The following is a 22,189-nucleotide window of genomic DNA, read 5'->3' as shown; positions in this document are numbered from 1 at the left end:
CGTGCCACCGTCGGCCCGACCGATCACCGCGCCACCACCGACCCGGTCGGTCATCGCATCACGACCGGCGAGACCCGATCCCGTCCCACCGTCGGCCTGCCTGCTCACCGCGCCACCGTCGCGGCAGCGGTGGAGGCGGCCCGTGCCCGCCACTCCCCGCGCTCGGGGCGCGGAATGCCCAGTCGCTCACGCAGCGTCGTGCCGGTGCGCTCGGTCGGCACCAGGCCGCGGCGGCGCAGTTCCGGCACCACCTCGGCGGCGAACTTCTCGAAGGCGACCGGGACGTGGGTGGCCTGGATCATGAAACCGTCGGCGGCCCCGGCGTCCAGCCAGCGTTCCATGGTGTCGGCGATCTCGACCGGCGAGCCGACCATGTCGCCCTCGGTGCGGGCGCCGTACCAGCGGCCGATCTCGCGGATGGTCAGGCGTTCCCGCTGCGCGAACTCGACGATCTCCCGGTAGTGGCCCTCCACGCCGACCTCCTCCAGCGGCGGCAGCGGGCCGTCCAGGTCGTAGCGGGTGAGGTCGACGTTCACGTGATAGGCCATCCGGGACAGGCCGGCCTCGGGGGTGACCAGGCGCACGAACGCCTCGTGCTCGGCGACCGCCTCGGCGTGGTCGCGGCCGACCACGGTGGTGGCCGCGGGCAGCACCTTGACGTGCCGGGGATCGCGGCCGCGTGCGGCCACCCGGGCCTTGATGTCGCGGTAGAAATCGACCGCGGAGTCCAGGGATTCGTGGCTACAGAACACCACGTCCGCCCAGCGCGCGGCGAAATCCCGGCCCGCCGGGGAGGCGCCGGCCTGGATGATCACCGGATAGCCCTGCGGCGGCCGTGGCACGCCGAGCGGTCCGGCCACGGTGAAGTATTCGCCGTGATGGTCGATCGCCTCGACCTCCTCGGGGCGGCCGAACACGCCGGAGTCCTTGTCCCGGATCAGCGCGTCGTCGGACCAGCTGTCCCACAACCGGGTGGTGACCTCGAGGAATTCCTCGGCCCGGCGGTAGCGGTCGCCGCGCGCGGGCAGCCCGGACTCGCCGAAGTTCTGCGCCTCCGCGTCCTGGAAACTGGTGACCACGTTCCAGCCCGCCCGGCCACCGGTGAGATGGTCGAGAGTGGCGAAGGTGCGGGCCAGGCCGTACGGCTGCTGGTAGCCGGTCGACGCCGTGGCCGCCACGCCGAGATGGGTGGTGGCCGCCGCCATCACGGTCACCACCGGGATCGGATCCAGCCGCGGCGTGCCCGTCCCCCACCGGACCGCCGGATCGAACGAATCACCCAGGCTGCGTGGCACGGCCAGCGAATCCGGGACGAAGGCCAGGTCGAATCCGGCGGCCTCCAGCACCCGCGCGAGGTGCGCGTAGTGCGCGGTGGTGAGGAAGCCGTCGGCCGCCTGCGGATGCCGCCAGCCCACCGTGCCCTGCGGGCCGGCGTTCAGGAACGCTGCCAGATGCATGATCTCCTCAGTTCGCCAGTGCGTACAGCTCGTCGACGAGCGCGACCGCGAAGGAGCCGCTGCCGCCGTCGGGGCCCAGCCGCCGCGCGGCGGCCTCGGCGGCCCGCGCGAACGCGGCGTGCGCGGTCACCGCCGCCAGGAACGGATCCGGGATCACCGCCACCGCGGCCGCGCTCAGCGCGCCGAGACTGCATCCGGCGCCGGTCACCTTGGTCAGCCGGACGTCACCGCCGGGAATCGCCACCGTGCGCGCACCGTCGCAGACGTAGTCGACCGGACCGCTGACCGCGACCACGGCCCCGGTGCGGCGGGCGAGTTCGGCGATGAAGGCCACCGCCTGCCCGGAATCCGCGGTGGTCTCGACCCCTTTACCGGCCGCGTCGCCACCGGCGAGGGCGATCAGTTCGCTGGCGTTGCCGCGGATGATCGCCGGGCGATGCTCCAGCAACGAACGCACCAGCGCGTCGTATTCGCCGGCCCCGGCGCCGTGCGCGACCGGATCCAGCACCCACGGGGTCCCGGCGGCCCGCGCGGTCGCGGCGACCGTGCGCAGGGTGTCGCCGTCGTTGCTCATCACGGCGGCGGTGTTGATCCAGACGCCGTCGGCGGCGGCCGGGAAGGTGCTCGGCCAGTCGGCGCCCGCTCCGATCGCCGGACCCGCACCGGCCGCCAGCAGCACGTTCGCGTTCAGATTGGCGGCGATGTAGTTCGTCAGCCCGTAGACGAACGGCGCCTTGGCCCCGATGCTGCGATAGGCGTCCGACACGCCGGTGTCCGCGTCGAACCTGATCTCGTCCATACCGTCTCCTCGACCCGCGAGCGGAGCGACTCCGCTGCGCACAGCGCCCTCCGCTGCGTGCATATCACTGCATACAGCTGGATGCAGGCAGGAACGAGGGTTGCGCGCAGCGTGAGCCGAATCCGGTCCGGCGCCGAACTCACCGGGCGGTCCGGTTGTGAGAGTTCCCGCCGTGGGAGCACGGACCGGCGCGGACACCGCCGACGGCTTACGATGCGGGGCGTCGGACTCGTGGGCCGCGGGGTGGGCGGCCGGGCAGGAGGTTCGGGGGTGATGGAACCGGGGCAGGACTTCGCCGGATATGTGATCGAGCGGCTGCTGGGCCGCGGGAGCATGGGTGAGGTCTATCTGGCCCGCCATCCCCGGCTGCCGCGATGGGTCGCGCTGAAGGTACTGGATCCGGCGCTCAGCGGGGATCGGGCGATCCGGGCCCGGTTCGAGCGGGAGGCGGATCTGGCGGCCCGGCTGGACCACCCCAATATCGTCGCCGTGCACGACCGGGGTATCGAGGACGACCGGCTGTGGATCGCGATGCAGTACGTCGACGGCGCCGACGCCGCCGGTCTCGACGCCCGCGCGCTGGCGCCGGCGGAGGCGGTGCGGATCGTCACCGACATCGCCGACGCCCTGGACTACGCGCACGCCAGCGGGATCCTGCACCGGGACGTCCGGCCCGCCAACATCCTGATCGCGGCGGAGACCGGAAACCGGGTGCTGCTCAGCGATTTCGGCATCGCCCGACTACACGACGACAGCACCCATCGCACCGGTACCGGAAATCTCACCGCCACGCTGGGTTACGCCGCCCCGGAGCAACTCGCGGGCGCCGAGGTCGATGATCGGGCGGATCAATACGCCTTGGCGTGCACGCTGTATCGGCTGCTCACCGGGAATGTGCCCTACCCGCTGACGAATCCGGCCGCGCTGCTCGAGATCCGGCGCAGCGCACCGGTTCCGGTGAGCGCGCTGCGGCCGGAGCTGCCGCCCGCGCTGGACGCGGTGCTGACGACCGCGCTCGCCCCGCACCCGCAGCAACGGTTCGCCGGGTGCGGGGAGTTCGCGGCCGCCGCGCAGCGGGCGCTGACGGCGCCACGGGACATGCCGTATCCGATTGCGCCGCAGGGCAGCCCCCCGCCCCGCCGTGGCCGCCGGACCGCGCTGCTCGCGGCCGGGGCCACGGCGGTGCTGGCCGTGGCCGCGGCAGCCGCTGTGGGCGTGACGAATTCGGCGCCGCACCGGGCCGCGGCGGTATCGGTGCCGGTCACCGTGCCGCCGGTGGCGTACGCGCCGACGACCGTCCCCGGCCCGGCCACCACCGCCGACACCCGTCCGGCCGCCGCGGCGGCCTTGCTGCACAGCACGTTTCCGCGCATGGTGCCCGCGACCGGTGGCCGCGACACCGGATTCCGGAACGCCTGGTGCGGCTTCGACACCGTCGACACGCACGAGAAGTTCGACACCCTGCCCTTTTTCGGCGACTGGACGGTGGCGGCGAACTGCCCGGGCGCGATGAACGCCGACCCGGTCTCCCAGTACCTCTACTACCTGTACGACACGCCCGCCGCCGCGCGGGCCGTGCTGGCGGGACTGCCGCCGAACATCCGGGCCGATCGCACCAAGGACGGCATCGGTTACACCACGTACACCATGTCCGGCATCGGATCCAGCGGATTCACCTACATGGTCACCGCATTCCGCGGCGCCCCGGATCGGGAGCGGATCCTGCTGCTGTCGATCCTGCCGACGCCCGAGGAGAACCTGGCCTGGTGGTTGTCGGCGCCGCTGGGCTGACCGCCGCCCCGGTCCGACACGCCCGCAGTTCCCGGCCGGAACCACGCCGCGGCCCTAGGCTTTCGAAAGAGCGTGCGAAAGGCGAGGGATGCGGTGACGACAGTGGACAGGGTACCCACCGGACTGCTCGACGATCTGCGCGACGGCCTGTCGTTCGAGCTCGAGGAGATCGACGAGATCCTGGCCGTCATGGCCGCCGAACAGGCCGGGGAACGGGCCCGCGACGGTGAGCTGATCACCGCCCGCCTGGGACTGGACGGGGAACGGCCGGAGACGCTGACCATGATCGGCGCCCGCTACGGACTGTCGCGGGATCGGGTGCGGCAGTTGTACACCCGCGCGGTCGGCCAGATGGTGCGGCGGGTGCAGGCGACCGGACATCCCGACGTCGGGCTGTTCGCGCGCCGGTATCCGGTCGGCTGGGGTGACGAACGGCTGGTCCGGGCGCTGCTGGGCGAGACCTATGTCACCGACAGCGATATCGCGGCGCAGGATCTGGCCTATCTGAAACTGCGGCTGGCCGGGCACGCGCTGATGGACGCCAAACGCATGGCGGGCTTCGTGTTCCAGCGCATCGCGGGCTGGCAGCAGCGCGGTCGCTGGCACCCGGCCGCGGCGCGTCCGGTCGAACCCGTTGCCGGACAGCTGATCCCGCTGCTGCGCCGAGTCGAATGGGCCGGCGGGACTGCCGCGGACCTGCCGGAACTGCCGATCCACACCATCGACGCCGACGACGATGCGCGCGGCCACGTGTTCGCCGAATCACTGGGCCGGGAGACCACGTTCGACACCGCGCTGGAGGCCCGGCTGTTGCGGATGCTGGACGAGAGCGAATCGGTGGCCACCTTCACCGAGCGGCCGGTCGTGGCGGGTTATCGGCTCGACGACGTGGAGCGCATCCACCATCCCACCGTCGGCGCCCGGCTCACCGACGGCCGGGTGCTGCTGATCGACGTGGTGCCGCTGGGCCGTGTGGCCTTCCACGGCAACCGGGCCAAACTGGAGGCCGCCCGCGCGGTGGCGCACGACCACGGCTGGGGGTGGCTGGTGTTCACCGGCAGCCGGCTGGGCGTGCCGGATCTGTTGCAGCACAGTGTCGAAGCGCGGCGGGAGCATCCGCTCCGCAACCGTTTGGCGCACGGCCCGCTGGACTGGGCGGAGTTCACCCGCTACCGCGAGAACGCCGACCTGGACGTGGTCGACGTGACCGCGCTTGCCCTGCGCCACAACTGGTGCTGGGAACGAGGCCCCTTCCGGATGGGACAGGGGCCCCAACTCACCGGTGGACCAGGATCATCGCCGCGGTGAGGAACGCGATGATGATGAAGACCGAGAACCAGGTGATCAACTGCCAGTGGCGGACTGCCACCCGCTCGCGTTCGATGGTGTAACGCAGGCCCGCGTCGACGCGGTGGTGGTCGTCGAGACTGCGGCGGGTGACGGCCAGTCGTTCGGCGACCTCCTCGGCCTCCACCAGATCCCGTTGTAGTCGGTCGACCTGCCGTTCCTTCTTGCGGGTCGCCTTGCGTGCCAGGGCCAGGGCGGTGCGCTGGTGCACCAGTTCCCGGCGCTGTTGTGCGATGACGGCCGCCTGCGCGTTCGTGTGCTGTTCCCAGTCGGTCACCGTGGCCCATCCTCCCGTGTCCTCGTCGCGAAAGCCCCAGGCCACCCGGCCCGCGACCCAGTCCTCGATGAATTCGCGCAGGGTGTGCTGCCGGGTCGAGGGCGTGGCCAGTCCGCTGACGGTGGTCTCCAGCAGGCCCGCCACCACCTGGTAGCCCGTACCGTCGGGGGCGAAGTCGTCTACGGCCACCGCCTGGATGTGGGGTACCCAGTAGCCGGGCGGGCACAACCAGAGGACCTCGTTGCAGCCGACGGCCCGCAACCGGATGCTGCGCTCCCAGGCTTGTTCCAAAGTGACAGGGGCACTGCGAATTTCGATCGCACAGACACGAGAATCACGGTGCCACAACAATCCTGTGGTCTGGGCGCCGAGCGACCTGTCCACCTCGGCGTCGTCGGCGCCGCAGGCCAGCAGCCAGCCGCGCAACCAGTACTTCATCCGCTGCACGTCCCAGCGGCAGTCGCCGCAGTCGGGCTCGCGACAGCGCCGGCCCGGCCGATGCCCGCGTGGATTCGGTTCCACCGCCGGGAGATTCAGTAGTTCCGGAGGCTCCGGAGCCCGTTCGGCGGCGACGACCGCCACCTGCGTACGCCCGATCCCGGGCTGTTCCTTCGTGCTCACGCGACCACGCCCCTCACACACCCGTGCACCCGCGGCCCGTTCCGGTCCGCTACATCTAGATTGCCGCACAACCGAGTCCGATTCAGGGCATCCGGGCACCTTTTGTTACCCAACCGCTAGCCCGGCGTGACCATCCGCGTTCCGCCCCTGCGTATTCGGCGTCCGGGATAGCCTGCCGCTATGACCGATGGGGTGGCGCTTCGCTGCGCCGAACCGGGTATCGGCGGCTACGCTGCGCAGATGCCGTCCGCATACACGCCTGTATCGTCCCCGCTCCGCACTGCGCGCGTGGCCAATTCGGTGGCTTTCGCGCTGCAAGGGTTCTTCCTCGCGGTGGTGCTGACCGAGCTGCCGCAGGAGAAGGACCACTTCCGTCTCACCGACTCGCTGGTCCTGGTGGCGGTCGTGATGATCTCGCTGCTGGCGGCGGGGGGCAGCGTGCTCGCCGAGCAGCTGGCGGTGCGGTGGTCGAGCCGGGTGGCGGTGCGAATCGGCGTGGGCCTCATCGCCGCCACCGGACTGGGCGCGGCGCTCGCGCCGAACACCGGCGTATTGTTCGTGGCCCTCGGCGGTTACGGGATCGCGGTCGGCATCGTCGACGCCGCCACCAACATGCAGGCGGTGTTCATCCAGCACGGCTACGGGAAGATCGTGCTGTCGTCGTTCTACGGCGCCTGGAGCGCCGGGTCGATCCTGGGCGCGCTGTTCGTCGCCGGCTGCGAGAAGCTGCATGTGACGCTCGCCGAGGCGCTGGCCACCGCCGCGGTCGTGGTGCTGGTCGCCGGGCAGGGGTTCGGGCCGCGGCTGCTCGGCACCCGGCAGGCCGAGTCGGAGCCCGGCGAGCAGGGCAGGGCCGGAATCCTGCCGCTGCGCGCCTATGTCGTGTTCGGGGTGGCGATGGCGCTGGTCTTCGCGATCGACCTGGCGGTGGGCAACTGGTCGGCGCTGTACCTGAAGGACGATCTGGCCTCGACCTCGGCCACCGCCGCGCTGGCGCTGGCCGCGTATCAGGGCGCGTCGCTGCTCACCCGGGTCACCGGCGACCTGTGGGTGCGGCGATTCGGGCCGCGCGCGGTGGTGCGGGTGTCGGCACTGATCGGGGCGGTCGGCCTGACGGTGGTCGTCGCCGCACCCGGGCCCGTCACGGCCCTGATCGGATTCCTGGTCGCCGGAATCGGATTGCCCGTCATCGCGCCGCTGTGCTTCAGCGAGGTCGGCGAGCTCACCGGGGGGCGCGGACTGGACGCGGTGATCGCGCGGCTGAACCTGTTCAACTACGCGGGCACCCTGGTCGGCGGCGGTGTGGTGGGCGGGCTGGCCGATGCCACCAGTCGCCGTGCGGGTTTCGCGATTCCGCTGCTGTTCGCGGTGGTCCTGATCTTCGCCGCGCGCTTCTTCCACGCCCGCACCGGCGCCGCACCGACGGGCGCCACGCCGGTCGCCGACACGCCGATATAGCCGGTATCGACCGAATTCCGGGGCCATGAAGAAAGGTTGACCCTGCTCGGGCCGTCCAGCAGACTCGGACGCGCTCCGGGCTCGATCCGATCCATTCCCTCATCCGACTGGACACGGAAGGAATTCGAATGAGCTCCACTGGCATGTCGCGTACCACACTGGCGGTGCTGGCTTCCGCCACCCTGCTGGCGCTCGCTCCCGTGGTGGCCTCCGCCGACCCGGCCGCCCCCGGCGCCGGTTCCGCGCCGGGCTCGAGCTCCGACAGCACGGGCACGAGTTCGGACAACACCCGAAACACCGGCAACACCCCGGGCGCCGGCTCGGACAACTCCCGGAACACCGGCAACGCGCCGGGCCTGAACGCGGGCAACGCGCCCGGCGCGGTGCCCGGCACGAACGGACTCCAGGGCCTGCTCAACCTCCCGGGCCTCGCGGGTGTCCTGCCCGGCCTGATGCACTGAGCCGTTCCGGTGCGCGGGTAGCGGAAGTCCGGCGGCCGCATCGGCGATTAGCCGGTGCGGCCATCGGCGGTCCGGCAGGCGCCGGACGACGTCACTTGTTGCGGTTCATGACCCGATCGGCCGCGATCCAATGGGCATCGGCCACCCACAGCCGGGCGAACGCCTCGACCGCCTCCGCGGGCGGCACGCCACCGGCGACCCGCTTGATCGCGCCGACCGAGTCGGTGGCCAGCGACCGGGCCAGCGACCGCCAGCCCTCCTCGAAGGATTCGCGCGGGAACACCCGGTCGACCAGGCCGAACCGTTCGGCCTCGGCCGCTTCCAGAATGGTGCCGGCGCCGGCGAGCATGATCGCCCGGCCCCGGCCGACCAGTGCCACCAGGCGTTCCAGACCGCCCCACGCGGGCATGATGGCCAGCGCGGCCTGATTGAAACCGATCTTGATGTCGGCGGCCGCCACCCTGATGTCGGCTGCGACGGCGAATTCCGCGCCGCCGCCGAGGGCGTGCCCGTTCAGCGCGGCGATGACCGGCGCCGGGAATTCGGCGATCCGATCGCAGATCAGCCGCATCCGCCAGGCCATCTCCTCCGCGCCGGCCGGCGTGCGGATCTCGGCGAGCTGTTTGAGGTCGCCGCCGGAGACGAAGGCGCGATCACCGGCGCCGCGCAGCACCAGCGCCCGCGCCCCGGCCGCACCGTCGAGGGCCTTCTCCAGCTCCGCCATGGTGGTCGGGGCGATGGCGTTGCGGGCCTGCGGCCGGTCGATGGTGATGACCGCCAGCCCGTTGTCCAGCTCCAACTCGACGTCCGCCATGCAGTCTCTCCCGGTCTTCCCGCGTCTCGGCCGCCCACCGCCGGAAATCCCGGAACCGGTTCGCCCGAGGCAACTCGATCGATCTCGTCCGCTCGTTCTAATTCTCAGAACTGGATACCGAGCTTCTTCTGTGATGAGAATATTACTCTATGCGAACGATCCCGGAAGAACTGGCCGCGAAGTACGTGTCGGAGGGGTGGTGGACCTCCGACACGCTCGGTGAGCTGCTCGCCGCCGGTCTGGCGGCGACGCCGGACAACGTCTTCGAGGTGCATTCCGACACCCGGCCCTATCAGGGGACCTATCGCGACGTGGAGCTGGTGGCCCGGCGGCTGGCGGCCGGCCTGCACGCGCGCGGCGTCGGACCCGGCGACGTGGTCGCCTTCCAGCTCCCCAACTGGATGGAGGCCGCCGCCGCGTACTGGGCCGCGGCGCTGCTGGGCACGGTGGTGGTGCCGATCGTGCACATCTACGGCCGCAAGGAGGTCTCCTACATCCTGGAGACCGTGCGGCCGAAGGTGTTCCTGCGCGCGGAGCGGTTCGGCAACCGGATCTACGAGGACGATTTCGACGCGAGCGTGCCGATCGTCGGCGTGGTCGGCCGCGATTTCGACGAGTTGCTCGCCGACGAGCCGATGTCCGGTGTGCTGCACACCGATCCGGCGAGTCCGGCGGTGATCGCCTTCACCTCCGGCACCACCAGCAATCCGAAGGGTGTGGTGCACAGCCACCAGACCCTCGGTTTCGAGACCTTCCAGCTGGCCGAGCGGTATCCGGGCGACTTCGACCGCCAGCTCACCGGGGCCCCGGTCGGCCACTTCATCGGCATGCTCAACGCCCTGCTCATCCCCGTGCGCCGGGGCTGGCCGATCCACCTGCTCGACGTCTGGAATCCCGGCCGGGTGCTGGAGCTGATGAGCACGCGCGACGTCATCGTCGGCGGCGGCGTGCCCTACTACATGACCAGCGTGCTGGACCATCCCGACTTCACCCCGGAGCACCTGCTCAACATGAAGTACGCCGGGATGGGCGGCGCGGCGGTCCCGGTCGCGGTCACCGAGCGGCTCACCGAGCTGGGTATCACGGTGTTCCGCGCCTACGGCACCACCGAGCATCCGTCGATCACCGCCTCCTGGTACACCGCGCCGGCGGAGAAGCGGCTGTACACCGACGGCAACGCCTCCACCGGCGTGGAGATCCGGCTCACCGACGAGGGCGAGATCCTCAGCCGCGGGCCGGACCTGTGCCTGGGCTACCTGGACGACGAGCTGACGGCGACGATGTTCGACGACGAGGGCTGGTATCACACCGGCGACATCGGCGTGCTGGACGAGGACGGCTATCTCACGATCACCGACCGCAAATCGGATGTGATCATCCGCGGCGGCGAGAACATCAGCGCGCTGGAGGTCGAGGAGGCGCTGCTGTCCATGGCCGGTGTCGCCGAGGCGGCGGTGGTCTCGGCCCCGGACGCGCGTCTGGGTGAGCACGCCGCCGCGGTGGTCCGGCTGCTGCCCGGCGCCGAACTGCCCACGCTCGACCAGGTTCGCGCACACTTCGCGGAGAAGGGGCTGGCCAAGCAGAAGTGGCCCGAGGAACTCCTCGCGGTCGAGGATTTCCCGCGCACCCCCAGCGGCAAGATCCAGAAGTTCCGCATCCGCGAGACCCTCCGCCAGCGGGAACGCTAGAGCACACACTCTTGCCCCCTTTCATTATTGAGAATAGGATTCTCGCAAGAAGCGAAGGAGGATCTCATGACCGCAGCGCCGACGTTGCCGTACCCGCTGTTCGACGCGGACAACCACCTGTACGAGACCGAGGAGTCGCTGACCAAGTACCTGCCGGATCAGTACAAGAACGCGATCCAGTACGTCCAGGTCAACGGCCGCACCAAGATCGCGGTCCGGGGTGTCATCAGTGACTACATCCCCAACCCGACCTTCTCGGTCGTCGCCGCCCCCGGCGCCATGGAGGAGTACTTCAAGAACGGCAACCCGGAGGGCAAGAGCCGCCGCGAGATCTTCGGCGCGGCGATCAAGGCCCCCGCGGCCTTCCGCGAGCCCGGCCCGCGCCTGGAGCTGATGGACGAGCTCGGCGTGCAGCGCACCCTGATGTTCCCGACGCTGGCCAGCCTCGTCGAGGAGCGCATGCGCGACGATCCGAAGCTGATCCACGTCGTCGTGCACGCGCTCAACGAGTGGCTGCTCGACACCTGGAAGTTCAACTACGAGGACCGGATCTTCACCACCCCGGTCATCTCGCTGCCGATCCTCGACAAGGCGATCGAGGAGCTGGACTGGGTGGTCGCCAACGGTGCCAAGGCCATCCTGGTCCGCCCGGCCCCCGTGCCCGGCTTCGAGGGCCCGCGCTCGTTCGCGATGCCCGAGTTCGATCCGTTCTGGGAGCGGGTCGTCCACCACGACATCCTGGTCGCGATGCACTCCTCGGACTCCGGGTACGCGCGCTTCGACGCCGAATGGGAGGGCAGCAACTCCGAGATGCTGCCGTTCCAGACCAACACCTTCCGCATGGTCAACGAGTGGCGGCCGGTGCAGGACACGGTGGCCTCGTGGGTCTGCCACGGCGCGCTGTTCCGGCACCCGAAGCTGAAGATCGCCGTGATCGAGAACGGTTCCTCGTGGCTGAAGCCGCTGCTGGACATCCTCGCCGATGTCTACAAGAAGGCGCCGGAGGGCTTCGGCATGCAGGATCCGGTCGCGGCCATCAAGAAGAGCATCCACGTCAGCCCCTTCTACGAGGAGGGCGTGACCGACCTGATCGACCTGATCGGTGTCGACCGGGTGCTGTTCGGCTCCGACTACCCGCATCCGGAGGGCCTGGCCCAGCCGACCCACTTCGCCGACATGCTCCAGCACCTGCCCGTCGAGGACCAGGCCAAGATCATGGGCGGCAACCTGGCCCGCCTGCTCGGCCTCTGATCACCTAGGACGACATGACAGCGTGGGAGACCATCCCCGAGCTGGTCCTCAGTGCCGCCGACCGCTTCGGTGACGCCGAAGCGGTCGTCGACGGCCCGTTGCGGCTGACCTACACCGAGCTGGTGGATCGCATCCGCCGGGCGGCGGGGGCCTATGCGGCGGCGGGCATCGACAAGGGCGACCGGGTGGCGCTGTGGGCGCCGAACTCCGTGGAGTGGATCGTCGCCGCCTTCGGCCTGCACGTCGCGGGCGGCGTGCTGGTGCCGGTGAACACCCGGTTCCGGGCCGAGGAGGCCGCCGACGTGATCCGCCGCAGCGGCGCGAGAGCGGTGCTGGTGCAACAGGGTTTCCTCGGCCAGGCCTACGAGACCCCGGCCGGGGTGCCGGTGTTCGATCTGAAGTCGGACTTCCTGGCCTCCGGCTCGCCGTTCGAGCGTCCCGGTGCGGGCACCGACACCGCCGACATCATCTACACCTCGGGCACCACCGGGCGCCCGAAGGGCGTGATGATGAACCACCTCCAGACCCTGCGCCTGTACGCGGAATGGTGCGACCTCGCCGATCTGCGGCACGGCGACCGGTACCTGCTGGTGAACCCGTTCTTCCACACCTTCGGGTACAAGGCCGGACTGGTCAGCTCGTTCATCCGCGGCGCGACCATGCTGCCGGTCCCGGTGTTCGACGTGAACACCGTGCTGGAGCTGATCGAGCGGGAGCGGATCACCATGCTGCCCGGCCCGCCCACGCTGTACCACTCGCTGCTGGAGGCGGCGGCCGAGGGCAAGTACGACCTGTCGACGCTGCGGGCGGCCGTCACCGGCGCCGCCGACATCCCGGTGGAGCTGATCCGCCGGGTGCACAACGAACTGCCGTTCCGGTCGATCATGACCGGGTACGGGCTCACCGAGGCCGGCACCGCCACCGCGTCCCGGCCCGGCGACACCTTCGAGCAGATCGCCACCACCGTCGGCACCCCGTGCGACGGCGTGGAGGTCCGCATCGCCGACGACGGCGAGGTGCTGGTCCGCGGGTACAGCGTCATGCAGGGTTACCTCGACGATCCGGCGGCCACCGCCGAGGCGATCGACCCGGACGGCTGGTTGCACACCGGCGATCTGGGCAGCCTCGACGAGGACGGGCACATCCGGATCATCGGGCGCAAGAAGGACATGTTCATCGTCGGCGGCTTCAACGCCTATCCGGCGGAGATCGAGGGCTTCCTGCTGGAACATCCGGCGGTCGCGCAGGCGGCCGTGATCGGCGTGCCCGACGACCGGATGGGGCAGGTGGGCAAGGCGTTCGTCGTCGCGAAAGGCCCCCTCACCCCCGAAGAACTGATCACCTGGAGCCGGGAGCGCATGGCCGGGTACAAGGTACCCCGGTCTGTCGAACTGCTCGGCGAACTGCCGCTCAACGCGACCGGCAAGGTGATGAAAGACCAACTGCGGTAACGCTTTCCACCTGGAAGGCCGCTCCGGGCCGGCAACCCGATACGCAACCCCACCGGCTCGGGGCGGCAGGCGTCACCCGGTTGGGCGCGGGACGGGATCCGAGGCTCTTGTCAGTCACCGAGGATCCCGTCCCCGCGCCGTATTCGCCCGATTTCCCTCGGAATGTTCAGTAGGCTGCACCCGAAATCCCGCCATCGGCGGTGCCGCCACCGGGATCCCTACAATCAACGTCGTGAGTACCATGATCAGCCGATTCGAGGACGACGGCCTGGACCTCGATCCAGCCGGGGTGCCGCAACGCCCGCTGGTCGTGATCGACCTGGACCGGTACGCGAACGAATCGCCGGCGGCGGTCGCGGCCGCCGCCGACCGCGTCGAACGAGCGCTGCCACTGGTGGTGGGCGTCCTGCGCGGCCCCGCCGTCGCACCGCTGCGACCGCTGCTGACCGCGATCACCCTCACCCTCACCGACCGCCAGGCCTCGGCGCTGTGGCCGCAGATGGTGGCGGTCGCCGACCTCGACGCGGCGCTGGCCGAACTGCACGCCGTCACCGCCTACGCCCCGCGCGCGGCGGTGGCCTGCGGCCAGCTGCTGCGGCAGACTGTCCGGCTGCCCACCACCCCCGCCCTCGCCGCCGAGGCCGCGGTGTACTCGATGCTGCTCGGCGGCCCCGAATTCGCCCGCTGGCTGGCCGAACGCGGCCCCGCCCGCGAGGTCGCCCGGCCGGCGGCCGATCTGGTCCGGGTGGACCGTGAGGACGACCGGCTCGACATCGTGCTGGACCATCCGCAGCGCCGCAACGCGCTCAGCATGCGGCTGCGCGAGCAGCTGCTGGCCGCCCTGACCGTGGCCGAAGCCGACCCCACGATCGGCGCGGTCACCCTGCGCGGCAACGGCCCGGCCTTCTGTAGCGGCGGCGACCTCGACGAATTCGGCACGGCCACCGACCTGGTCGCCGCCTATCTGGTCCGGGTGGACCGGGCGCCGTGGCGGATCATCGATCAGCTGGCCGACCGGGTGACCGCCCGGATCCACGGCCCCTGCATCGGTGCCGGCGCCGAGATGGCGGCCTTCGCGGGCACGGTGATCGCCGCGCCCGGCACCGTGCTGCGCCTGCCCGAGATCCGGATGGGCCTGGTCCCCGGCGCGGGCGGCACGGTCAGCATCCCCCGCCGCATCGGCCGCTGGCGCGCCGCCTGGCTGATGCTCACCGGCACTCCCCTGCCCGCCGCCGCCGCCCTGCGCTGGGGCCTGGTGGACCGGCTCGAGGACAACTGACGCCTAGCGGCCGATGCGGTCCAGTTCCTCGATCTCCTTGCCGGACAACGCCATTCCGGCACCCGCCAGATTCTCCCGGAGATGGGCCACCGACGAGGTGCCGGGGATCAGCAGGATGTTCGGCGACCGCCGCAGCAGCCAGGCCAGCGCGACGGACATCGGGCTCGCGTCCAGCCGGGCGGCCACCGCCGACAGCGTCGCCGACTGGAGCGGGCCGAAGCCGCCCAGCGGGAAGAAGGGCACGTAGGCGATGTGCTCGGCGGCGAGCCGGTCGATCAGGTCGTCGTCGTGCCGGTGGGCGAGGTTGTACAGGTTCTGCACGCACCCTGATCCTGTCCGCACTGGGCAGCGACGGCGCGTCCGGAACCATCGGCGACTGCACCGGCGAGCCCCACGCGATCCGCTACTCGGAGCTGTCCCGGCGCCTGGCCGGCATCAGTCAGAAGATGCTCACCCAGACCCTGCGCTCCCTGGAACGCGACGGCCTGATCACCCGCGAGGTGATCGCGACCGTGCCCGTCACGGTCTCCTACGAGCTGACCGATCTGGGCCTGTCGTTGCACCGGATGCTGCGCGGGGTCAAGGCGTGGGCCGAGCAGAACATGGACGAGGTGCCGGCCCACCGCGCGGACTACGACTCCCGGATCGGGTGAACGCATCTCGCTCGATCCGAGCCGGAATCGGCTGCGCCCCTGCGATTGCCCCGGTCCGAGCGGAGGGTCCACGGACGGCCGCGCGCACCGAGTGCCGATCGGCTCGATCGCCGGGCTGCCACGGAATAGGCTCGGGGACATGAGCGCACATGCGACGACCGCCGTGACGAACCTGATCGCGACGTACGCGGAGTTGGTCGACACCGGCGATTTCGCCGGAGTCGGCGCACTGTTCGCCGACGCGGTGTTCATCGGGAGCGGCGGATCGGCGGCCGGGGCGGCGGCGGTCGAGCAGATGCTACGGAGCACGGTGATCCTGTACGACGACGGCACCCCGCGCACCCATCACGTGACCACCAATATCGCCGTCGACGTCGGCGAGGCGGCGGAGACCGCGACGGCGCGCTCCTACGTCACCGTCTTCCAGGCCGTGGCCGAGCTGCCGCTGCAACCGATCGCGGCGGGGCGGTACCGGGACCGGTTCGAATGTATCGGCGGGCAATGGCGTTTCGCGCGGCGCCGGGTGCACATCCACCTGATCGGCGATCTGAGCCGCCACCTGCGCGGGCAGCCATTGAAAGCCGCCCCGGCACAGCACGATCGGGGCTGACCACCGGCCGGTCGGGTTCGCCGGGGGCCGAGCGAGCGGGATTCGCCGCCGCCACCGTTTCCGGACCGCTCGGCGGCCGGCGAACGCACTTCCGTCGCGGTGACCCACGACCACCCTCGGCAGGCGGCGACCGATCCCGCGCGGTCACGCCGTGGTGGCAGCAGCGGCGTGATCCAGCAGGCGGCTGGCGTTCTCGTCGAAGATCAGGTGACGGACGGCGGGGTCGCCGACGGCGGATTCCACCGTGTGCCGGGCGGCGACGACATCACCGTAGGGGGTGTTGGAGCCGAAGAGGCACTGTGTGGGGACGGTGCGGGCGGCGGCGGTGACGGCGAATGTCTGTACGGCACTGGACAGGTCGAGGTAAAGAGTGGGGCAGGTGGCAGCCAGGTCGACCAGGTCCACGGCGTGCAGGCCGCCGAAGGCGCCGACGATCACCGGGACCGACGGGAAGCGTTGCGCCAGCGCGTGATACGTGCGCAGGTCGGCCAGGGTGTTGGGCGCGCGCGGTGGTGATCCATTGTGATCGGCCCCAAACAGCGGGGATCCGGAGAACCGCGGCGGGGGCGGGTGGCAGCATGACCACCATGAATTCGATTCCCTTGCGGCGCAGCGGCGCACCGCACCGCTTGCGGCAGGTCGTGGGGGCGCTCGCTGCCGTCGCGGCGGCCGTGGCGGCGTTCGGCACCGGTTCGGTCCCGGCGGCGCACGCGGAGGCGGCGGCCGTCGCCTCGGCGGGGTGCGCCACGCCGGACCGGACCGCGCCCGGGTCGTCCACGCTGCCGTTCGCCTCCGGCGGGCAGAGCGGGCACTACATCCTCGATGTGCCGGCCGGCGCCACCGGGCCGCTGCCGCTGGTCCTCGATCTGCACGGTTATCTGGAGCCGGCGGAGATCCAGCGCACCAGCAGCGGGCTGGGTGAGTTCGGCAGCACCCACGGCTTCCTCACGATCACCCCGCAGCTGGACGAACCCGGTTTCCCCCGTTGGGATTTCACCCCGGGGCAGCCCGATGTCGATTGGCTCTCGACTCTGCTCACCCAGGTGGAATCGACGCAATGCGTGGATCAGCGCCGGGTGTACGCCGCCGGGCTGTCGATGGGCGCCTTCACCAGTTCCGCACTGGCGTGCCGGCTCTCGGATCGGATCGCGGCGGTGGCGCCGGTGGCCGGATTGCAGGACTTCCAGTGGTGCCACCCGACCCGGCCGGTGCCGATCGTCGCCTTCCACGGCACCTCCGACCCGATCATCGCCTACACCGGCGGCATCGGCCCGAACGCCCGCTACCTGCCCTCGCCGGACGGCAGCGGATCGGCGGTGCGGCAGCAGCCCGGCGGCCCGGGCGTGGACGGCCCCGGGCCACAGAGCATTCCGGATATCGCGACCGCCTGGGCCCGGCGCAACGGCTGCGGTGACGCCCCCACCGAGCAACACGTCACCCGCGATGTCGACCTGACCACCTACCCCTGCCCGCCGGCCGGAACCGTCGAACTCTATTCGGTCCTCGGCGGCGGCCACACCTGGCCGGGCAGTTCCTTCGCCAGCCCGGAACCGCTCACCGGCAGCACCACCCAGTCGATCAGCGCCGACGCGATCATCTGGGACTTCTTCCAGGCGCACCCGCTGCCGTAGTCGCTCGGGCCGGGGCGGCGGCTCGGGCCCGGTACTCGGCGACCGCGCGGTCGGCGTCCTCGGTGACCAGGTCGGCGTTGATGTGGGCGCCGGCCGTCGCACCGGCCGCCGCGGCGTTGCCGACCTGGGCGGACAGGTCGGTCACATTGCCCGCCAGCCACACTCCGGGGACATCGCTGCGGCCGAAGGGGTCCGCGGGGAGATGTTCGCCCATGCCGCTGGGGTGCGGGACGGGGTGCAGGCCCAGGTCGGCGAGGAATGCGGTGCGGGCGACCATCCGGGTCGGCACCGCCAGCGCGTCCCGGCTGACGAGGGTGCCATCGGCCAGGCGCACTCCGGTCAGGCGGTCGCCGGTGATCTCGGCGGCGGCGACCGCGCCGGGGACCACGCGGATCCCCAGGGCCGCCAGTCGTTCCGGATCGTCCGGCGCGTCGCCGTCACCGGTGAACACCACGACGTCGGCGCTGAGCTGCCGCCACAGCAGCGCCGCGTGCATCGCGATCGGCCCGGAGGCCAGCACGCCGATCGCCTCGTCGCGATGCTCCCAGCCGTGGCAGTACGGGCAGTGCACCACGTCGCGGCCCCAGCGTTCGCGCAGGCCGGGCACGCCGGGGAGTTCGTCGACCAGCCCGGTGGCGACCAGCAGCCGCCGCGCCCGGACCGTACGGCCGTCCGCGAGATGGACGGTGAACTCACCGATCGCACCGGTCACGGTCGTGACCTCGCCGGTGGTCAGCTCACCGCCGTAGTGGCGGACCTCGTCGCGGCCACGTCCGGTCAACTCCGCGGGCGAGACCCCGTCGCGGGCGAACAGGCCGCGGACCGCGCCGGCGGGGGCGTTGCGCGGGGCGCCCGCATCGATCACCAGCACCGAGCGCCGGGACCGGGCCAGCATCAGGGCCCCGTTGAGGCCCGCGGCCCCGCCGCCGATCACCACCGCGTCACAACTGTCGTTCGTCATGTGCCCACCATGCCGACCCACCCGCCAGAATGGCAAACAGATTTGCCGTTGTGGCAAACTGTCGGGCATGGAGGACTTCGATCGGACGCTGGATGCCGTGGGGCCGCGGCTGCGGGCGCTGCGCATCCAGCGCGAGGCCACCCTCGCCGAGCTCTCGGCCGCCACCGGAATCTCGGTCAGCACGCTGTCGCGGCTGGAGTCCGGTGGCCGGCGGCCCACCCTGGAACAACTGCTGCCGCTGGCCCGCGCGCACGGCGTCACCCTCGACGAACTGGTGGACGCGCCGCCGACCGGCGATCCGCGCGTGCACATGCGCCCGCTCACCCGGCACGGGCTCACGATGATTCCGCTGACCCGCCGCGCGGGCGGCATCCAGGCGTACAAGATGATCATTCCGCCGGGCCTGCGCCGCTCCCCCGAACCGCGCACCCACGAGGGCTACGAATGGCTGTACGTCCTCAACGGCCGGCTGCGGCTGATCCTCGCCGACCACGACCACATCCTGGTGCCCGGCGAGGCCGCGGAATTCGACACCCGGCTGCCGCACTGGTTCGGCGCCGCCTCCGACGAACCGGTCGAATTCCTCAGCCTCTTCGGGTCCCAGGGCGAGCGCGCCCATTTCCGCGCTCGCCCGAAGAACGCCGGACCACCACCCGCGGACTCCGACTGATCGCCACCCGCAGCCGCGGGCGACCGTCAGCCGACGCCGTTGGTCGCCATCCGGTGATCCAGCAGTCCGCCCGCGCCGAGCCGGGGATCGGTGAGCATGCTCGCGGGCGCGCGGTGCTCGGACACGCCGGAGGGATGCCAGTGGTTCTGCGCCAGGCCCTCCAGCACGCAGACCAGCAGCATCTTCCGGCTGCGCTCACCGCAGCCGTTGTCGGCGCAGCCCCCGTCGCCGACCAGTCCGGTGGCGCGGGTGTCGGGAGAGGACAACTGCCAGAACATCTCCGGGCCGATCAGCACGGACTGCCCGCTGGTCTCGGCGAGCCAGCGGCCGGCGTAGCTGATCACCATGTCGGTGAACACGTCCGCGTCGGACACCGCCTCCACGAATCGGTTCAGCGCGGCGGTCCGATCCGGGCTGTTCTGAATGATCGATGCCAATCGTCCCGCCACCTCGCGGAACTGATTCACATCCAGGTTCTGACACATCGCTGCGGGCATGCTCACTCCATTTGACGAATTCGACAGTGACGGAAGAACTTCGGATTACGGTACGCGTCCGGGGCGACAAGCTCAGACGCGCTCACCGGCCCGCGGTTGGTAGCGGGGACCGGCGGGGAACTGGATGTCGGCCGCGCCGGGTTCGAAATGCCGCGTGGCAATTCGCTGCGCCGGTTCGAAATTGCGCAGATGCCCGGCCACACTCTCCAGGAACGGATCGACCGGAACCAGTTGCACGGTCTCGGCCTCGACGATGGTCGGTGCCGCCGTGACGACGGTCGGCGCGACACCGACGACCGTCGGCGGCGCAGCGGCAGCGGCCGGCGCCGGACCGGCGCCGACCGGACCGGCACCCGCGACGGCCGGGGCCGCCTCGGGACCGGAAACCCACTCGCGGCCTTCCTGTTTGCCGTTGTTCCACAGCAGCAGGGTCAGGTGTACCGCGAACATCATCGTCAGCGGCATCCCCGCGTGGATCGCGACCGCCACGCCGTCGCCGCCGATCTCGCGGGCGTACTCGATGTTTCCGGCCACCGAGACCAGCGTCGACAGGACGAACAGCGCCACGGCGTACCACCAGCCCGCACTGCGGCGATGGAAGAACGCGGTGGCGATGACGGAACCGACCATCAGCCCGTCGACGGCGGTCGGCACGTTGGCGGCCAGATCGGGCGGCACGAAGTTGCGGATCGCGAGACTGTGCAGGGCCGCGAAGGACATTGCGAACGATTTGACCGCAACAACGCAGGAAACTATGACCGAGGCGTGCAGCGGCCCCGGCCGGAAACCCCGGAACCGAGACAACAAGCTGCGACGATGCACCTCTCCCGCACTCTGCTCGTCGACATTGTCACCACTCTCGGAACCGATGGGGGTCATGGGCGAACAGCCTAACGGCCAATTCCCCGCAAACGATTCAGCGCGGATACTGTGTCGGCATCCCATAAGTCCGATTCGCCCGTGGCGCCGGACTTTTCACACTCCCGCACGTCGAGAAACGAACGCGCCGAATGCCTTCCGGACACCGGCCGTGGCCGATCGGAACAACCGGTCTCGGAGTTCCGGATGCGTTGCGCCGCAAGCTGTTACCGCTCGGCGCGGCCGACGCCCCCACGACGGCGACCGAGTCCGGCCGCCGCGGCGGAGGCGACGGGATCAGATATTGCTCTCGAGAAATTCGATCAGCTGCCCCTTGGGCGCGGCGCCCACCTGCGTGGCGGCGACCTCACCCTTCTTGAACAGCAACATGGTCGGAATGCCCTGTATGCCGTACTTGCCGGGCGTGGCCGGATTCGCGTCGACGTCGACCTTGACGATGGTGACCCGGCCGTCGAGCTCCTCGGCGATCTCGTCGAGGATCGGTGCGACCGCCTTGCACGGCGGGCACCACTCCGCCCAGAAGTCGACCAGAACCGGTCCCTCGGCCTGGAGCACCTCCGATTCGAAGGAACCGTCGGTCACGTGCGAGATCTTATCGGACATCACTCCATGGTAGGTGAGCGTGATCGGCCGCGGACCCGGTCGGGCCGCCTCAGCCCGCCTTGCGCAGGGTGCCGGAGGCCGTCTCCCGTCCGGTCCGGTCGCGGGCGACGACCGTGGTCTCCCCGTCGTTCTCGGTGAGGCCGATGATCAGGCCCTGATGGTCGAACAGCGGTGTGCGCAGCCGATAGTCGAAGTCCAGGTTGCCGGACGCCCCGCGAGCGCGGGCCAGCTCGGCCATCGCGACCGCCTGCAACGGGCCGTGCACCAGCAGGCCGGGATAGCCCTCGACATCGCGTGCGTAGTCCCGGTCGTAGTGGATGCGGTGCGCGTTGTAGGTGAGCGCCGAATAGCGGAACAGCAGGGTCGGCGAGGTCTCGATCGCCCATTCGTCCGGACCGACCGGCACCTCCGCGACGGCCTCGGCCGTGTCCTGCCGCGGTCCGCTCGCCGCCTCCCGGTACACGATGTCCTGGCGTTCCTCGACCACCAGCCGGCCGCCCTGACTGATCCGATGACCGACGGTGAGGAAGGTCAGCGGCCCGGAGCGGCCCTGCTTGTCCTTCACCTCCAGCACTTCGGTGCGCCGGGTGGCCTCCTCGCCGAGCCGCAGCGGCGCGTGCGAGACGACCCGGCCGCCGGCCCACATCCGCCGCCGGCCCGGCCCGGGCGGGGCCGGTGCGGTGTTGCGGATCGGGTGGCCGTCGGGGCCCAGATCGGCCTGTGCGGGCCGGTCCAGCAGATAGATCCAGTGCCACAGCAGCGGCAGTTCCGCCTGCGGCGGCGTCACCCCGAGCAGCCCCGCCAGCGCCTGCGCCGGACCGGGCAGCAACACCTCGCTGCGCTCGACCACCTCGGGCACCGCTGTACCTCCCACGTCGCCTGCCTGAACCACCCTGTCCTCCTTCACCATTCGTTCACCGCACGCCGAATCCGGCCGCGGCCCGGCGAGCACCGCGCCGTCATGCCGCACCCGGCCACCACTCCAGCGTGA

At 70.9% G+C, this 22,189-nt stretch carries 21 protein-coding genes and 2 pseudogenes; 12 read left to right on the top strand and 11 right to left on the bottom strand.

The window, feature by feature from the left end; translation table 11 throughout:
• Window positions 1–104: 104 nt before the first annotated feature.
• Window positions 105–1,457, bottom strand: a complete 1,353-nt coding sequence (locus LBW94_RS00705; RefSeq protein WP_225055962.1) for an LLM class flavin-dependent oxidoreductase — start codon at window positions 1,455–1,457, stop codon at window positions 105–107.
• A gap of 7 nt (window positions 1,458–1,464) precedes the next feature.
• Window positions 1,465–2,256: a hydroxyethylthiazole kinase gene (locus LBW94_RS00700; RefSeq protein WP_225055964.1), complete on the bottom strand. Its 792-nt coding sequence runs from the start codon at window positions 2,254–2,256 to the stop codon at window positions 1,465–1,467.
• A 273-nt stretch (window positions 2,257–2,529) separates the two neighbouring features.
• On the opposite strand from LBW94_RS00700, the gene LBW94_RS00695 reads away from it, so the two are divergent.
• Together LBW94_RS00695 and LBW94_RS00690 are read left to right on the top strand one after the other, a co-directional pair.
• Window positions 2,530–4,047 carry a serine/threonine-protein kinase gene (locus LBW94_RS00695; RefSeq protein ID WP_225056204.1) on the top strand — a complete coding sequence of 506 codons (1,518 nt, stop codon included), beginning with the start codon at window positions 2,530–2,532 and terminating at the stop codon, window positions 4,045–4,047.
• Window positions 4,048–4,149: 102 nt separating this feature from the next.
• Window positions 4,150–5,355 carry a sigma factor-like helix-turn-helix DNA-binding protein gene (locus LBW94_RS00690; RefSeq protein WP_225055965.1) on the top strand — a complete coding sequence of 402 codons (1,206 nt, stop codon included), beginning with the start codon at window positions 4,150–4,152 and terminating at the stop codon, window positions 5,353–5,355.
• Here the strand turns inward: LBW94_RS00690 and LBW94_RS00685 are convergent.
• Window positions 5,324–6,292 (bottom strand): hypothetical protein, encoded by a 969-nt coding sequence (locus LBW94_RS00685; RefSeq protein ID WP_225055967.1) that lies wholly within the window; start codon window positions 6,290–6,292, stop codon window positions 5,324–5,326. The genes LBW94_RS00690 and LBW94_RS00685 overlap by 32 nt on opposite strands.
• Window positions 6,293–6,532: 240 nt before the next feature.
• Here LBW94_RS00685 and LBW94_RS00680 point away from each other — a divergent pair, with 240 nt between their 5' ends.
• On the top strand, window positions 6,533–7,750 hold the full coding sequence (locus LBW94_RS00680; protein ID WP_255633943.1) for an MFS transporter: 1,218 nt from the start codon (window positions 6,533–6,535) through the stop codon (window positions 7,748–7,750).
• Window positions 7,751–7,878: 128 nt separating this feature from the next.
• Window positions 7,879–8,211 carry a hypothetical protein gene (locus LBW94_RS00675; RefSeq protein WP_225055971.1) on the top strand — a complete coding sequence of 111 codons (333 nt, stop codon included), beginning with the start codon at window positions 7,879–7,881 and terminating at the stop codon, window positions 8,209–8,211.
• Between the two features lie 91 nt (window positions 8,212–8,302).
• On the opposite strand, the gene LBW94_RS00670 is transcribed toward LBW94_RS00675, so the two are convergent.
• Window positions 8,303–9,025, bottom strand: a complete 723-nt coding sequence (locus tag LBW94_RS00670) for an enoyl-CoA hydratase/isomerase family protein (protein WP_225055973.1) — start codon at window positions 9,023–9,025, stop codon at window positions 8,303–8,305.
• A 149-nt stretch (window positions 9,026–9,174) separates the two neighbouring features.
• On the opposite strand from LBW94_RS00670, the gene LBW94_RS00665 reads away from it, so the two are divergent.
• From LBW94_RS00665 to LBW94_RS00650, 4 genes are all read left to right on the top strand, one after another.
• Entirely contained in the window at window positions 9,175–10,713 is a 1,539-nt protein-coding gene (locus LBW94_RS00665; protein ID WP_225055975.1) for an AMP-binding protein, read from the top strand.
• 66 nt (window positions 10,714–10,779) lie between these two features.
• A complete protein-coding gene (locus tag LBW94_RS00660; RefSeq protein ID WP_225055977.1) occupies window positions 10,780–11,964 on the top strand; it encodes an amidohydrolase family protein in 1,185 nt (394 codons plus the stop codon).
• A 14-nt stretch (window positions 11,965–11,978) separates the two neighbouring features.
• Window positions 11,979–13,415 carry a FadD3 family acyl-CoA ligase gene (locus LBW94_RS00655; protein WP_225055979.1) on the top strand — a complete coding sequence of 479 codons (1,437 nt, stop codon included), beginning with the start codon at window positions 11,979–11,981 and terminating at the stop codon, window positions 13,413–13,415.
• Window positions 13,416–13,656: 241 nt separating this feature from the next.
• Window positions 13,657–14,694, top strand: coding sequence for an enoyl-CoA hydratase/isomerase family protein (locus tag LBW94_RS00650; protein WP_225056206.1), 1,038 nt, complete (start codon window positions 13,657–13,659; stop codon window positions 14,692–14,694).
• Window positions 14,695–14,697: 3 nt separating this feature from the next.
• Here LBW94_RS00650 and LBW94_RS00645 read toward each other — a convergent pair.
• A pseudogene (locus LBW94_RS00645) lies at window positions 14,698–15,018 on the bottom strand (aldo/keto reductase); the annotation flags it as partial.
• On the opposite strand from LBW94_RS00645, the pseudogene LBW94_RS00640 reads away from it, so the two are divergent.
• Together LBW94_RS00640 and LBW94_RS00635 are read left to right on the top strand one after the other, a co-directional pair.
• Window positions 15,018–15,347: pseudogene (locus LBW94_RS00640) on the top strand (winged helix-turn-helix transcriptional regulator); the annotation flags it as partial. The pseudogenes LBW94_RS00645 and LBW94_RS00640 overlap by 1 nt on opposite strands.
• A 139-nt stretch (window positions 15,348–15,486) precedes the next feature.
• A complete protein-coding gene (locus LBW94_RS00635) occupies window positions 15,487–15,957 on the top strand; it encodes a nuclear transport factor 2 family protein (RefSeq protein ID WP_225055981.1) in 471 nt (156 codons plus the stop codon).
• Window positions 15,958–16,101: 144 nt separating this feature from the next.
• Here LBW94_RS00635 and LBW94_RS44330 read toward each other — a convergent pair whose 3' ends face one another.
• Window positions 16,102–16,578, bottom strand: coding sequence for an amidohydrolase family protein (locus LBW94_RS44330; RefSeq protein WP_416276836.1), 477 nt, complete (start codon window positions 16,576–16,578; stop codon window positions 16,102–16,104).
• Between LBW94_RS44330 and LBW94_RS00625 the strand changes: the two genes are divergently transcribed.
• Window positions 16,536–17,588, top strand: a complete 1,053-nt coding sequence (locus LBW94_RS00625) for an alpha/beta hydrolase family esterase (RefSeq protein ID WP_266269452.1) — start codon at window positions 16,536–16,538, stop codon at window positions 17,586–17,588. The genes LBW94_RS44330 and LBW94_RS00625 overlap by 43 nt on opposite strands.
• On the opposite strand, the gene LBW94_RS00620 is transcribed toward LBW94_RS00625, so the two are convergent.
• Window positions 17,551–18,549, bottom strand: coding sequence for an NAD(P)/FAD-dependent oxidoreductase (locus tag LBW94_RS00620; RefSeq protein ID WP_225055985.1), 999 nt, complete (start codon window positions 18,547–18,549; stop codon window positions 17,551–17,553). The genes LBW94_RS00625 and LBW94_RS00620 overlap by 38 nt on opposite strands.
• 67 nt (window positions 18,550–18,616) lie before the next feature.
• Between LBW94_RS00620 and LBW94_RS00615 the strand changes: the two genes are divergently transcribed.
• Window positions 18,617–19,219, top strand: coding sequence for a helix-turn-helix domain-containing protein (locus LBW94_RS00615; protein WP_225055987.1), 603 nt, complete (start codon window positions 18,617–18,619; stop codon window positions 19,217–19,219).
• Between the two features lie 26 nt (window positions 19,220–19,245).
• Here LBW94_RS00615 and LBW94_RS00610 read toward each other — a convergent pair whose 3' ends face one another.
• The 4 genes from LBW94_RS00610 to LBW94_RS00595 all read right to left on the bottom strand — a co-directional run bounded on the left by LBW94_RS00610 (window position 19,246) and on the right by LBW94_RS00595 (window position 22,090).
• Window positions 19,246–19,716, bottom strand: a complete 471-nt coding sequence (locus tag LBW94_RS00610; RefSeq protein ID WP_225055988.1) for a hypothetical protein — start codon at window positions 19,714–19,716, stop codon at window positions 19,246–19,248.
• A 72-nt stretch (window positions 19,717–19,788) separates the two neighbouring features.
• On the bottom strand, window positions 19,789–20,595 hold the full coding sequence (locus LBW94_RS00605) for a DUF2637 domain-containing protein (RefSeq protein WP_225055990.1): 807 nt from the start codon (window positions 20,593–20,595) through the stop codon (window positions 19,789–19,791).
• Between the two features lie 276 nt (window positions 20,596–20,871).
• The gene (trxA, locus tag LBW94_RS00600) at window positions 20,872–21,201 is read right to left on the bottom strand and encodes a thioredoxin TrxA (protein WP_416276835.1); all 330 of its coding nucleotides are present in this window, start codon (window positions 21,199–21,201) and stop codon (window positions 20,872–20,874) included.
• A gap of 46 nt (window positions 21,202–21,247) precedes the next feature.
• Window positions 21,248–22,090, bottom strand: coding sequence for an FAS1-like dehydratase domain-containing protein (locus tag LBW94_RS00595; protein ID WP_225055993.1), 843 nt, complete (start codon window positions 22,088–22,090; stop codon window positions 21,248–21,250).
• Window positions 22,091–22,189: the final 99 nt, after the last annotated feature.

Source organism: Nocardia sp. alder85J (assembly GCF_020176955.2).
Lineage (GTDB): Bacteria > Actinomycetota > Actinomycetes > Mycobacteriales > Mycobacteriaceae > Nocardia.
The sequence above is the reverse complement of the archived record's forward strand: the minus strand, read 5'-3'. Positions and strand labels throughout refer to the sequence as shown.